General features: G+C 64.9%; 13 protein-coding genes and 1 tRNA gene. 10 read left to right on the forward strand and 4 right to left on the reverse strand.

Going from position 1 to position 13,234, the window contains the following annotated elements:
- Positions 1-119 precede the first annotated feature (119 nt).
- From rplU to IWX75_RS12735, 10 genes are all read left to right on the forward strand, one after another.
- Positions 120-428 (forward strand): 50S ribosomal protein L21, encoded by a 309-nt coding sequence (gene rplU / locus IWX75_RS12690; RefSeq protein ID WP_026531864.1) that lies wholly within the window; start codon positions 120-122, stop codon positions 426-428.
- Positions 429-481: 53 nt separating this feature from the next.
- Entirely contained in the window at positions 482-742 is a 261-nt protein-coding gene (gene rpmA, locus IWX75_RS12695) for a 50S ribosomal protein L27 (protein ID WP_026531863.1), read from the forward strand.
- Positions 743-861: 119 nt separating this feature from the next.
- On the forward strand, positions 862-2,445 hold the full coding sequence (gene obgE / locus IWX75_RS12700) for a GTPase ObgE (protein WP_196822602.1): 1,584 nt from the start codon (positions 862-864) through the stop codon (positions 2,443-2,445).
- Positions 2,446-2,453: 8 nt separating this feature from the next.
- Entirely contained in the window at positions 2,454-3,584 is a 1,131-nt protein-coding gene (proB, locus tag IWX75_RS12705) for a glutamate 5-kinase (RefSeq protein ID WP_196822603.1), read from the forward strand.
- Positions 3,585-3,664: 80 nt separating this feature from the next.
- Positions 3,665-4,978 carry a glutamate-5-semialdehyde dehydrogenase gene (locus IWX75_RS12710; protein WP_334684338.1) on the forward strand — a complete coding sequence of 438 codons (1,314 nt, stop codon included), beginning with the start codon at positions 3,665-3,667 and terminating at the stop codon, positions 4,976-4,978.
- A 102-nt stretch (positions 4,979-5,080) separates the two neighbouring features.
- Positions 5,081-5,317 (forward strand): hypothetical protein, encoded by a 237-nt coding sequence (locus IWX75_RS12715; protein ID WP_196822605.1) that lies wholly within the window; start codon positions 5,081-5,083, stop codon positions 5,315-5,317.
- 98 nt (positions 5,318-5,415) lie between these two features.
- The gene (gene nadD, locus IWX75_RS12720) at positions 5,416-6,060 is read left to right on the forward strand and encodes a nicotinate-nucleotide adenylyltransferase (protein WP_442858982.1); all 645 of its coding nucleotides are present in this window, start codon (positions 5,416-5,418) and stop codon (positions 6,058-6,060) included.
- Positions 6,061-6,132: 72 nt separating this feature from the next.
- On the forward strand, positions 6,133-6,549 hold the full coding sequence (gene rsfS / locus IWX75_RS12725; protein ID WP_196822606.1) for a ribosome silencing factor: 417 nt from the start codon (positions 6,133-6,135) through the stop codon (positions 6,547-6,549).
- Complete coding sequence (locus IWX75_RS12730; RefSeq protein WP_196822607.1) at positions 6,549-7,229, forward strand: histidine phosphatase family protein; 681 nt, start codon at positions 6,549-6,551, stop codon at positions 7,227-7,229. Before rsfS ends, IWX75_RS12730 begins: the two co-directional genes overlap by 1 nt.
- A 92-nt stretch (positions 7,230-7,321) precedes the next feature.
- A tRNA-Ala gene (locus tag IWX75_RS12735) sits at positions 7,322-7,397 on the forward strand.
- 210 nt (positions 7,398-7,607) lie between these two features.
- Here the strand turns inward: IWX75_RS12735 and IWX75_RS12740 are convergent.
- From IWX75_RS12740 to IWX75_RS12755, 4 genes are all read right to left on the reverse strand, one after another.
- Complete coding sequence (locus IWX75_RS12740; protein ID WP_196822608.1) at positions 7,608-8,624, reverse strand: DUF808 domain-containing protein; 1,017 nt, start codon at positions 8,622-8,624, stop codon at positions 7,608-7,610.
- Between the two features lie 248 nt (positions 8,625-8,872).
- The gene (locus IWX75_RS12745) at positions 8,873-11,386 is read right to left on the reverse strand and encodes a glycoside hydrolase family 65 protein (RefSeq protein WP_196822609.1); all 2,514 of its coding nucleotides are present in this window, start codon (positions 11,384-11,386) and stop codon (positions 8,873-8,875) included.
- A 15-nt stretch (positions 11,387-11,401) separates the two neighbouring features.
- Positions 11,402-12,184: an HAD family hydrolase gene (locus IWX75_RS12750; RefSeq protein ID WP_334684323.1), complete on the reverse strand. Its 783-nt coding sequence runs from the start codon at positions 12,182-12,184 to the stop codon at positions 11,402-11,404.
- 404 nt (positions 12,185-12,588) lie between these two features.
- Entirely contained in the window at positions 12,589-13,047 is a 459-nt protein-coding gene (locus IWX75_RS12755; RefSeq protein WP_334684324.1) for a hypothetical protein, read from the reverse strand.
- Positions 13,048-13,234: the final 187 nt, after the last annotated feature.

Here is a 13,234-nt window from a genome sequence, read left to right on the forward strand (position 1 = left end):
CGTATCAGCACAGCGTCGACATGGCCAGCGAACGCATCCTTGAATGGATGCCAGCGACAGGGCGCAAACCAGTTTTGTACATAAGAAGTCAAGCATTGTCGAGAGAAGTGAGTTCCCAAGTGGTGTACGCGATTGTCCGCGCAGGCGGCCGCCAAGAAAAGGTTTCCGTCGGAGACCTAGTTACCCTTGACCGCGTCACCGGTCAGGCAGGAAGCACCTTTGCGCTGCCTGCCCTCCTTCTGGTAGACGGCGACAAGGTTACTTCAGCAGCAGCAGACCTCGAGAAGGTCACTGTTACTGCCCAGATCGTCGAGAATCTTCGTGGCCCGAAGATTGTCATCCAGAAGTTCAAGAACAAGACCGGCTACAAGAAGCGCCAGGGTCACCGTTCGGAACTGACCCGAGTCAAAATCACAGGCATCGCGTAACCCCTCGCGGTTACCGGTCGGTCAAACATCTCCAGCGAAGGCAGGCATAACTCATGGCACATAAGAAGGGTGCGAGTTCCACTCGCAACGGCCGCGATTCAAACGCGCAGTACCTCGGCGTCAAGCGCTTCGGCGGCCAGGTAGTCAAGGCAGGCGAAATCATCGTCCGCCAGCGCGGAACCCACTTCCACCCGGGCGCCAATGTCGGCCGCGGCGGGGATGACACGCTGTTCGCTCTCGAGGCAGGCGCCGTTGAATTCGGTAGCCGCCGCGGACGCCGCGTCGTCAACATTGTCGGTGCCGCAGCCGAGTAGTTCCTACTCCCAGCGCAGTATGCACCAAGCATTCGGGTGGGGTGAGCCGCTTAGGCTCGCCCCACCTTTTTTTAAGCCGGCCCAGACCGGTAAGTGAAGCATTTTAGAAGGAGATCAACGTGGCCAGCTTCGTTGACCGGGTAGTCCTGCACGTTTCCGGCGGTACGGGCGGTCACGGGTGCGTGTCCGTCAAGCGCGAGAAGTTCAAGCCCCTCGGCGGGCCCGACGGCGGCAACGGCGGCGACGGCGGCAACGTGATCCTGCGCGTCAGCAGTCAGACGACCACGCTGCTCGACTACCACCACGCGCCCCACCGCCATGCCACCAACGGAGGCAACGGCATGGGCGATTGGCGCGGCGGAAAGACCGGCGAAACACTGGTCCTCCCCGTGCCCGACGGCACCGTGGTCAAGACGAAGGACGGCGAGCTGCTCGCCGACCTGGTGGGCGAAGGAACGGAATTCGTCGCCGCAGCCGGCGGTCAGGGTGGTCTCGGCAACTCATCGCTGTCCTCGCAGAAGCGCAAGGCCCCCGGATTCGCCCTGCTCGGTATCCCCGGCGACGAGCGGGACGTCGTCCTCGAACTCAAGTCCATCGCCGACATCGCGTTGGTCGGTTTCCCCTCGGCAGGCAAGTCCAGCCTGATCGCTGCGATGTCCGCCGCCCGGCCCAAGATCGCCGATTACCCCTTCACCACCCTCGTCCCCAACCTCGGTGTCGTGCAGGCCGGCGACACCCGGTTCACGATCGCCGACGTTCCCGGCCTGATCGAAGGTGCAAGCGAAGGCAAGGGACTGGGGCACTATTTCCTCCGCCACGTCGAGCGGTGCGCAGCCCTGGTGCACGTGCTCGACTGCGCCGCGCTCGAAGCCGACCGAAATCCGCTCGCGGACCTCACGGTCATCGAGCAGGAGCTCGAGAAGTACACGGTGGACATGAGCTTCGCCGGGCCCGACGGCGACGTCGTCCCCCTGAACGAACGGCCGCGCCTGATCGCCCTCAACAAGGTCGACGTGCCGGACGGCAAGGACATGGCCGGCTTCGTCCGGCCCGAACTCGAAGCCCGCGGCTACCGCGTGTTCGAGGTCTCCGCCTCGAGCCACGAGGGCCTGCGCCAGCTCGGCTTCGCCATGGCGGAGATCGTGGAGGCAGCCCGCGCCGCCGTCAAGGCGACGCCACCGACCGTTGCGCCGCCGGTTCTTCGCCCGCGCGGCGTCAATGCGGCTGCCTTCCGGATCCGCAACGAGGAGAAGGACGCCCTTCCCCTGTTCCGCATCCTGGGTGAGAAGCCCGAGCGCTGGGTGAAGCAGACCGATTTCACCAACGACGAGGCCGTCGGCTACCTCGCCGACCGGCTCGCGAAGCTCGGCGTCGAGGAGCAACTCTTCAAGGCCGGCGCAAAGCCGGGCGAGACCGTGGTCATCGGCGAGGGCGACGGCGTCGTCTTCGACTGGGAGCCGACCATGATGGGCGGCGCCGAGCTTCTGGCCGGACCGCGCGGCAGCGACCTCCGCCTCGCGGAGTACGACCGCCCCACGCGCGAGCAGAAGCGCGAGGAGTACCAGGAGCGCAAGGACGCCAAGGCGGCGGCGAGGGCCGACCTCGAGGCCGACCGCAAGGCCGGCATCTGGACCGAGTCCGTGAACAACCGGAAGAAGCCAGTACCGGCCGCCGTGCCGGTCGACGCCGAGGACCAAGACTGAAGGGACTAATGAACGCCGTAAAACCCCTGGTGAACCGCGCCGGCCTGACCGAGGCCGGGCGCATCGTCGTGAAAGTCGGATCCTCCTCCCTGACGTCGGTTTCCGGCGGCATCTCCGAGGACGCGCTGACACGGCTCTCCACCGTCCTCGCGCACCGGAGGAACGCCGGAACGGAGGTCATCCTCGTTTCCTCAGGTGCGATCGCGGCGGGTCTCGCCCCATTGGGCCTGCCGCGGCGGCCCACGCAGCTCTCCTCCCAGCAGGCCGCCGCGAGTGTCGGCCAGGGGCTTTTGATGGCGCGCTACACCGAAGCGTTCGGCGCCCACGGGGTAACGGTGAGCCAGGTGCTCCTGACGGTCGAGGACCTCATCCGCCGCACCCACTACGCCAATGCCCACCGGGCTCTGGAGCGGCTCCTGAATTTCGGTGTCGTTCCCATCGTCAATGAGAATGACACAGTAGCGAGCCACGAGATCCGGTTCGGGGACAACGACCGCCTTGCAGCCCTGGTCGCGCACCTCGTGAAGGCCGACGCGCTGATTCTGCTCTCGGACGTCGACGCCCTCTATGACGGACCCCCTAAGGATGGCGCGCTGCGGATCCCCGAGGTGAACTCGCCGGCGGATCTTGAGGACGTCACGATCGGGCGGCCGGGCAAAGCCGGAGTAGGCACCGGCGGCATGGTCACGAAGGTCGAGGCCGCGACGATCGCGGCAAGCTCCGGCATTCCGGCGCTGGTCACGTCGACAGCGAACGCGGCTGCGGCGCTGGCGGGCGACGACGTCGGAACCTGGTTCAGCCCCACCGGGCGGCGGCAGCCCATCCGGCTGCTCTGGCTCGCGCATCTCGCACGGATCCATGGAAGCCTCATCCTCGACGACGGCGCAGCCCGCGCCGTGGGCGACGGCGGACGCTCGCTCCTGCCGGCCGGTATCGATCGGATCTCCGGGACGTTCGAAGCCGGTGATCCGGTGGAGATGGTGGACCGAAGGGGACGTGTGGTGGCCCGCGGGCTCGTGAACTACAGCTCGGTGGAGCTGCCCCGTATGCTCGGTCGTTCGACCGGCGATATCGCCCGGGAGTTCGGCCATGAGTACGAGCGCTCGATCGTCCATGTCAATGACCTGGTGGTTCTCTAGCAGTTCCACTGCGGCTTCTATGCCGGACCGCCGGAAGGCGCGGCACCATTGCTCGCTAGACTTTAGGGATGACTGATCTGATGACAGGAAAAGCGAACGACACCAGTACCGAATCCGTTACAGCTGCCGGCGCCGATGACCTCACTGCCGCGGTGTACGGTATCACCGACCGCTCCCGGGCGGCGTCCCGCGTGATCGGCCGGGCGAATCGTGCCCGGAAGGATCGCGTCCTCCAGGCTGTCGCCGTCGCCCTGGTCCAGAGGCAGGCCGCCGTCCTTGAGGCAAATGCGCTTGATATAGCCGCAGGACGCGCCAACGATACTTCGGCCTACCTCCTGGACCGCCTGACCCTCACCCCCGAGCGCATTCAGGGCTTGGCCACGGCGCTCGAGGAACTGGCGGCACTGCCCGATCCCGTCGGTTCCGCCGTACGAGCCCAGACACTCCCCAACGGAATCCGCATGCGGCAGGTCCGCGTGCCGCTGGGGGTTGTCGCCGCCATCTATGAGGCACGCCCCAACGTGACGGTCGACATTGCGGGCCTGGCGCTCAAGAGCGGCAACGCGGTGATCCTGCGGGGCGGCAGTGCTGCAGCCCATACCAACGCGGCCCTCATCGCGATTCTTCGGGATACCCTCGGAGAGCACGGCCTCCCGGCGGACGTCGTCCAGACCATCGACAAGTTCGGCAGGGATGGCGCCAACGTGCTGATGGGGGCCCGCGGGCGGGTGGACGTGCTGATTCCGCGCGGTGGACGGGACCTCATCCAGACTGTGGTCCGGAACGCCGCCGTGCCGGTCATCGAGACCGGCGAGGGGAACGTCCATATCTTCGTTGACGAATCGGCCGACGAGGACATGGCCGTCGACATCCTGCTCAACGCGAAGACGCAGCGCCCGAGCGTCTGCAACACGGTGGAAACCCTCCTCATCCACTCCGGCGCCCAGGCGGCACCGGAGGTGCTGCGTGCCCTCTCGAAGGCCGGCGTGCGGCTTCACGTCGACGAGCGGACCGCGCAGTTGCTGCCGGTGGACGCCGCAGTACAGGCGGTCACCGATGACGACTGGGGCCGTGAGTACATGGCCCTGGACCTTGCGGTAGCAACAGTGGACTCCGTCGATGAGGCGCTCGCGCACATCCGGCAGTGGAGCACAGGCCACAGCGAAGCCATCATCACCAACGACCTCAAGAACGCAGAGGCCTTCGTTGCCGGTGTGGATTCCGCCGCCGTCCTGGTGAACGCGTCGACCCGCTTCGTCGACGGCGGCGAACTGGGTCTTGGCGCCGAAGTGGGCATTTCCACCCAGAAGATGCACGCCCGCGGCCCCATGGGTCTTTCCGAACTCACCACCACGAAGTGGATCCTGAACGGAGATGGGCAGATCCGGCTGTGAGCCGGGTGACCGGGGACTTCCTGCAGCGCGTAACATGGTAGGGAAACTCCGTGTGGGCCTGCGGGCTTTGGGCGGACCGTTACTTCGTACCTAGGAAAATAGATGATGCTTCAGTATCTGGACGCCGCAATCCTCGCCGGTGAAGTGGTAGAGCACACCGAGCTGCCTATGCCGGCGGTCGCCTACGGGGCGATCGTCATGGGCATTTTGCTGCTCCTCATGCTGATCACCGCGTCCTTCGCGAACCTCGGCAACCGCCACAGCGCCACCGAGGAACACATCGATCCCCACAAGCAGCATGTGAACAACCACGACCACGGCGAAGCGCAGCGGCACTAGAAGCGTTGAAGCAGGCTGCGGAAGCGACGACGGGGCACGTGATTACCGGAGGGTCGGAGCAAAGACACCGCGATGGTACAGCGTGGCGCCTCGGGGTCATGGGCGGCACGTTCGACCCCATCCACCACGGGCACCTGGTTGCTGCGAGTGAAGTTGCAGCAGTGTTCGATCTCGACGAGGTGGTCTTCGTTCCCACGGGACAGCCGTGGCAGAAAGCCGACACGGCTGTCAGCCCGGCCGAGCACCGGTACCTGATGACGGTGGTCGCCACCGCGTCGAATCCCAGTTTCACGGTAAGTCGCGTGGATATCGACCGTCCCGGGCCCACCTTCACCATCGACACCCTTCGGGACCTGAAGATCCAGCGGCCCGATGCAGAGTTGTTCTTCATTACCGGTGCTGACGCCATGGCCCAGATCCTCACCTGGAAGAACGCCGAAGAGCTGTGGTCGCTCGCGCATTTCATCGGAGTGACGCGTCCCGGTCACGAGCTCGACGACGGCGGTCGGGATGTCAGTCTGCTCGAGGTGCCGGCAATGGCCATCTCGTCGACCGATTGCCGGCAGCGTGTCGGATCGGGCAACCCGGTCTGGTACCTGGTGCCTGACGGCGTCGTTCAATATATTGCCAAGCATGGCCTTTACCGGGTGGGCGGTGCGCCCACCATGGGTATCGCCGACCACGACGTCCCGGTCAGGAATTCCAGGAAGGACTCCGGCGCCGTCCAGCAGACCGCCGGATAGACCCACAGTAGTTTTCAGTACATCGAAACAGATGCTCCGTCCCCAGGGGCGACGGCACATACAAGGAGATCAGTGAGCGCTAGCGAATCATCCATCGGGATTGCCCGGACGGCGGCCCGTGCCGCCGTGGACAAGATAGCCCAGGACATTGTTGCCATCGACGTCAGCGAGCGTCTGGCGATCACCGACGTGTTCCTCATCGCGTCCGCGCCGAGTGAGCGCCAGGTCAACGCCATCGTGGACGCCATCGAGGAGGAACTGTCGAAGCAGGACCTCAAGCCCGTGCGGCGCGAAGGCCGGAGCGAGGGCCGCTGGGTGCTGCTCGACTATGCCGAGGTGGTGGTGCACGTCCAGCATGAGGAGGATCGCCTCTTCTACGCGCTGGACCGCCTGTGGAAGGACTGCCCCTCGGTGGACCTACAGCTCGAGGGGCAGCAGGTTTCTCCGCAGCTGGCCGGGGAAGCTGCTTCGGGCGCCTCCGAGTCGTAGTGGACTTTCATGCCCATGCCGATCCCGCCGCCCGCAGGATCATTTTCTGGCGGCATGGCCGCACCGAGTGGAATTCCAACGGCCTCTTCCAGGGCCAGGAGGATATCGGGCTGGACGACGTCGGTCGTGAGCAGGCCGCGCGCGCAGCGGAAATCCTCGCCCTGCACCGGCCCGTGCGGATCGTCTCGTCGGATCTGACCCGGGCCTCGGACACCGCCAAATTCCTCGGGGAACTGACCGGGTTGCCCGTCGACCTCGATGTTCGCTTCCGTGAAACGGCTGCGGGCGCCTGGCAGGGGCTCAGCTTCGCCCAGATCGACGAGAAGTTCCCCGAGGCCAATGCCGCATGGCGTGGCGGTGATCCTCTGGTCCGTGCAGGTGGGGCGGAGAACCGTGAAGAGGTGGGCCAGCGGATGAGGATTGCCACCACCGAGGCCGTGGAACACCTGAACGAGGGTGAGACTCTGGTGATCGTCAGCCATGGTGGTGCGATCCGGTCGGGCCTGGCGTCCCTGATGGGACTGCCGTCGCTCGTGTGGGGCGCGTTGTCCGGTGTGTCGAACTGTCACTGGTCCGCTCTGGACGAGCAGGTCAGGGTGGACGATGCGCTGTACACGTGGCAGCTGCGGGAGCACAACGTGGGCATCGGATCGCTTCCCTCGGAGCCTGTCGAAGGGTAATCGCCGCGACAATCCGCCGATTTTGCGAAGGGCGAGAAGTTTACTAAACTGAACAAGTTGCTTCGGGGGAGACCCCGGTGCGGCGAAGGATTGGGGCTGTGGCGCAGCTGGTAGCGCACCTGCATGGCATGCAGGGGGTCAGGGGTTCGAGTCCCCTCAGCTCCACCAATGAACCGCTGGAAACCAGGAACACATCCTGGTCTCCAGCGGTTTTTTCGTGCCTGCGGCGGCCGATCCACGAGCTTTTCGACGCCAACGGGGTGCCGGACGTTGTAGTCGTGGTCTGCTTCGAGCACACGCACGCCCACGCCCCGATCCTGGGCTGGACCGGGGCGGATTGTGGATTGTCGGGAAGCCGGCTACGCCAGTGGGTGCGGGCTAGGAGGCCGCATCGGCGTCACGTTTCGCCGGCCGATAGCCGGCGATGGCGGCGCGGACATCGCCCTCCTCATGTCCGCCCTTCTTCTTGCTGATCGCATTGAGCAGCGGGTGGATGATAGCCATGACGACGAGGCCCCAGGCGAGCCCCAGGACGGCCGAGCACAGGGTGTTCACCAGCCAGGCCAGGAGGCCGCCCACTACCGCGATTCCGGCGAACGGGGCCTCGAGGACGTGGACCAGGTCGTACGGTGCGTGCCAGCCGAGGTCGTAGGCCCCCTGCAGCATGATGTGACCACCGACCCACAGCATGGCCACCGTCCCGACGAGGGTGATCGCCGTCAGCACGGTCGGCATCCCCTTGACGAGCAGCTCGCCAAAGCGCTGGGAGCCCGCGGAGTCCTTGGTGGTCAGGTGCAGACCGATGTCGTCCATCTTGACGATGAGCGCGACGGCCCCGTACACGATCACCGTGATCGCGAGTGCCACGACGACGAGGATGAGCGCCCGGGCCCAGATGGATTCGTCGGCCACCTCGTTCATCGAGATGACCATGATCTCGCAGGACAGGATGAAGTCGGTGGTAATGGCGCCCTTGGTGACCTTGGCTTCAGCCTCCGGGCCCTGCTCGACCGCCGGTGCCTTCTCCTTCGCGGAATGGCCGCGGAGCTTGTGCCAGACCTTCTCGGCACCCTCGTAGCAGAGGTAGGTGCCGCCCGCCATGAGGATGAAGGGGATGACTCCCGGGATGAAGGCGCTGATCAGCAGCAGCGCCGGCAGGATGATCAAGAGCTTGTTCCGGAGGGAGCCCCAGAAGATCCGCTTGATCATCGGCAGTTCCCGGGACGGGTCCGCCCCGGACACGTACTGGGGAGTGACTGCGGCGTCATCGATCACCACGCCGGCGGCCTTGACCCCCGCTCTGGCGGCCCCGGCGGCGACGTCGTCCACTGAGGCGGCCGCGATGCGGGCCAGGGCTGCGACGTCGTCCAGCAGGGCGACGAGACCGCCGCTCACAGAGCGTCCCCGCACTGCTCGAGGGTGGACTGCTGGGTATGAAAGATACAGTTGGGGCGCGGAATCTGCATGCTCAGAGTATACGGCGGCCGGAGCGTGCAGCGTCGGGATCATCAAGAGCGACGAGGGTCATTGCCTGCACCCTTTATGCCTTGATGGCCTTGCCGGCTTGCGCTAGTTGATACCTGGGACCGAACAGAACGTCTGCACTCCAACCCATCCACGATTCCGCAGCCCGGACCGGAACGTCAAAGAGATGAGGTAGCCGTTGACGCGGTTGGTTGGGCATCCAACGTGACCGTAGGCATGGACGCCGTGACGAGGGAACCATCCGCGCGTCGGGTCCCTTCGATGTCGCTCGTGGTCGGAGTGCCGGTCAGACGCGGGCCATGGTGACCGAGACTGACCGTGACAGGCTTACCGGTCTTCAGGTGCACTGATTCGCCATGCACCGAAACAGTGGCCGATTCACCCGATTCGACCGTCAGGGTGATTACCTCCTGGGTCACGTTGGCACGCACCCGTGTGCCGTGCAGTGTCAGGCGGAAGCTCATGCGGGTCCAGGCTTTGGGGAGACGCGGTTCGAAGGTGATGCGGCCGCCGTGGTCGCGCATCCCGCCGAACCCGTAGACGAGAGCACTCCACACGCCACCCGTCGAAGCGACATGAATGCCGTCCGACGTGTTGTGGTGGAGGTCGGCGAGGTCAACGAACAGTGACGACAGGAAATACTTCAGCGCCAGGTCGTGGTAACCGACCTCAGCGGCGATGATCGACTGAACGACCGCCGACAGGGTGGAGTCGCCCGTGGTCAGGGCTTCGTAGTACTCGAAGTCAGCGCGCTTTTCCTCTGCCGTGAAATCGTTTCCCTGTAGATGGAGGGCGAGGACGACGTCGGCTTGCTTGAGTACCTGGAAGCGGTAGATCACGAGCGGATGATAATGCAGCAGCAGGGGCCGCTTGCTTGCCGGTGTGTTCTCGAGGTCCCATAGCTCTTTCTCCAGGAAAGCGGCGTCCTGGGGGTGGATGCCTGTGCGCTTGTCGAAGGGGATGTGCATCTTGTCGGCGGCGTGCGACCACTCAGCGGCCTCGTCCTCGCCCAGGTTCAGGCGTGACACGAGCCGTTCGTAGGCAACGGGTTCAACTGCGTTGAGCCATTTAACCGCGCGCGCGGCTGATTGGAGGTTGGCGCGCGCCATGACGTTCGTATAGAGGTTGTCGTTGACGACGGTGGTGTACTCGTCAGGGCCGGTGACGCCATGGATGTGGAAATTGTCGTCGCCATTGCTGCGCCAGAAGCCCAGGTCTGCCCACATCCGAGCGGTCTCGACGAGAATGTCGATCGCTCCGCGGATGAGGAAATCGTCATCACCCGTCGCGGCGACGTACTGCATCAGGGCATAGGAGATGTCGGCGTCGATGTGGTACTGCGCCGTGCTGGCGGCGTAGTAGGCGGAGGACTCCTGGCCGTTGATGGTGCGCCACGGGAACAGTGCCCCGCGCTGATTGAGTTCAGCAGCGCGGGTCCGCGCCGGCTCGAGCATCGCCTGGCGGAAGCGGAGGGCGTTCCGTGCGACGAGGGGGGCGGTGTAGCTGAGGAACGGCAGGACGTAGACCTCGGTGTCCCAGAAGTAGTGGCCGCCGTACCCGGAGCCGGAGACGCCCTTCGCAGCGATGCCGCCCCCGTCGGTGCGGGCCGTGGACTGCGCGAGTTGGAAGATGTTCCAGCGCACCGCCTGCTGGATGGCCGGTTGGCCTTCCACCTCGACGTCGGAGCGTGACCAGAAGTCGGCCAGCCACTCGCGCTGTTTCTGGTACTGCTCCTCGGGGGGTGTCTCACGGGCACGGTCGAGGGTGCGGCCGCAGCGGTCGGCGAGTTCACGGACAGGAACACCGCGGGAGGTGTGATAAGTGATGTTCTTGACGAGCCGGATGGGACGCCCCGGCTTCGCCTTCACGCGGTAGACGTGTTTGGCGAGATCGTCGTCGATGTGGGAGGACTCGTCCCAGTCGTTGTGGGTGATCAGCTTGTGCTCCACTCCACAGGCGATGGTCATCGAGGAGTTGGTCGTGCGGTAACCGAGCAGATAGCGGGAACCGTCCGCTAGCTGAAAGCGTGGCTGGAGTACGCGGTCCTGGAACAGTTCCGCCTTGCGCGGGTCGAAGGCACCGTCCTCCGCGGACGGGCCCGGTTGGTACTCGTCGACGGCGTCCTGGCGGTTGAGGATCTGACTGGAAATGAGGATGGACGCTTCGGCGTCGAGCATCTCGACCTCATAGTCGATGACCGCGAGGTGACGATCGGTGAAGGAGACGAGGCGGCGCGACCGGATGAGGACGCGTTTACCGGAGGGGGTCCGCCACTCGAGTTCCCGAATCAGGATGCCGTCAGCGAGATCGAGGCGGCGGGAGTATCTCAGAATGTCGGCTTCCGTCAGGACGAACGGTTCATCGTCGACGTAGAGGCGGATAATTTTCGCGTCGGGGACATTGACGATCGTCTGTCCCACCCGGGCGAACCCGAATGCCTCCTCGGCGTGCTGGATCGGCCACGTCTCGTGGAAGCCGTTGATGAAGGTGCCGTAGGCGTACCCGTCACGCGCCTCCTCCACGTTGCCACGCAGGCCGAGGTAGCCGTTGCCCACGGAGAAAAGCGTTTCGGTACGGCCCTGGAGGGCTACGTCGAATTCTGTTTCGACGAGCGCCCACTCGTCCACCGGGAAGTGGATGCGATCGAGTGGGTCGGAGGAGATGAAATTCATGCGGGATGTCCTGGGCTACGAGGTGGAAGTGGTCGGGCCGACTGCGCCCGCAGAGAGGGGGAGGAAAGGGATGAGTTCGGCCACGTCATCGACAACGACGTCCGCCCCCTGCGCGAGCAGGGTGTCTGCTCCCACTCCCCGGTTCACGCCGACGACGAGGCCGAACGCCCCTGCGCGGCCGGCTGCGACTCCGGAAGGGGCGTCCTCGACGACCGCGCATGCTGAGGCTGGGAGGCCGAGCAGCTCGGCGGCGTAGAGGTAGGTATCGGGCTCGGGTTTGCCCGGAATCCGCCGCTCCGCTGCGAGGAGGCCGTCGACAACGACGTCGAAGCGGTCGCGGAGTCCGGCGGCCACGAGGACGGCGACGCCGTTGCGTGAGCTGGTTACAACCGCAACCTCGACGCCGACGGTGACTGCCGCCTCCAGGAGCGCAAGGGAACCCGGATACGGCGCGACGCCGACCTCTGCAAGGGTTTCGTTGAACGCGCTGTTCTTGCGGTTGCCCAGTCCGCAGACGGTCTCACGTCCTGGGGCGTCCTCCGGGAGGCCCTCGGGAAGCGTGATGCCGCGGGAGGCAAGAAGGGCGCGTACGCCGTCGTAGCGGGGGCGGCCGTCGATGTAGGTGAAGTAATCGTCGTCGCAGTAATCCTGCTCAATACCCCTTTCCCTCAGGTACGGCGTGAACAACCGCGACCACGCCTGCATGTGCACCTCAGCCGTCGGGGTGAGCACACCATCAAGGTCGAAGAGGATCGCGCGCAGGGATGACAGGCGCGTGGCGGCGGGGGAGGAGGTCACAGTACTAACGGCCTTCAATAGGGGGTCGGGAGGATTCGGATGAGCGCCACGTTGCGGATCGAAGCTGGTGGCGTTCAAGCACGGTCATCCTGAACTGGGGTATGGGGTGTCCGAGGAATTGAACTGATCCGGCAGAATCTGCGCCGGTGAAGCGGGAAACTGTGACGAGCAGCTCTGCGACGGACGCCCCATTCTGTGCCGTCAATTTGAGCCGTGTTTCAGTATATCGTCGCGATTTCTCCCTTCACGCCCGCGATCGGTTCAAGCGGTACCAGGCACGGGCAACAATATTGCGCTACCATCGCGCCACAGCTTCGAGGCCTTCTGCAACACTCCGAATCATGGTGTTGCAACGATCGGCTGAACCCAGGATTCCGCCGGCGGACGGGTGATCGTTCGTGGCACTACTTCACTTCGGTGTAGCGGGTACCGAGCGGGTCCGACAGGGCCGAGAGATCCAGGGGTTCAGGGTCTACCGTGCCCACCCCGACGTCGGAGTAATCGACGACGAACCAGTTTCTCCCCTCGGCGAAGTACACGGAGCCGTCAGACCCCGCAGCATCAGCCATCACCGCGTACGCGTCGTCTCGCGCTTCCGGCGACTCGAAGTAGAAGATCTCGACGGACTGCGTGCACTTCACGGACTCGGTGGGGATCTGTCCTTCATCACCCATGACCGCGGTGGGCAGGGGTGGGTCCTCCTCGCAATCGAGGTGTCCGGCGACAGCCTGCCGCGCGTCTTCCAGCGAGCTGTAGGACGGCAATCCATCGATCGATGGTCCCGTCGCGGTGCAGGCAGAGCATACGCCGACCAGCAGCGCGAGAAACAGGGCATTCACAGGAAATCGGCGGTTGAGCAGCATTACGTCCCCCATACGTTGTTCCGGCCATCGTGGCACAGTCGGCACCAGCGGTGGGGCAAGAGATGCTTCCGTCCTTCACCGCGCGTCTGACTATGCGGGTCGCCCTACTGTCACTTCGTTGTCAGGAAGCGCTGTTTGGAGGCACTCTGCGATTCTTTTCGCATCAGTATCAGCATCAGCATCCGTA

This window comes from Arthrobacter sp. CAN_A6, from assembly GCF_015751715.1.
Lineage (GTDB): Bacteria > Actinomycetota > Actinomycetes > Actinomycetales > Micrococcaceae > Arthrobacter_D.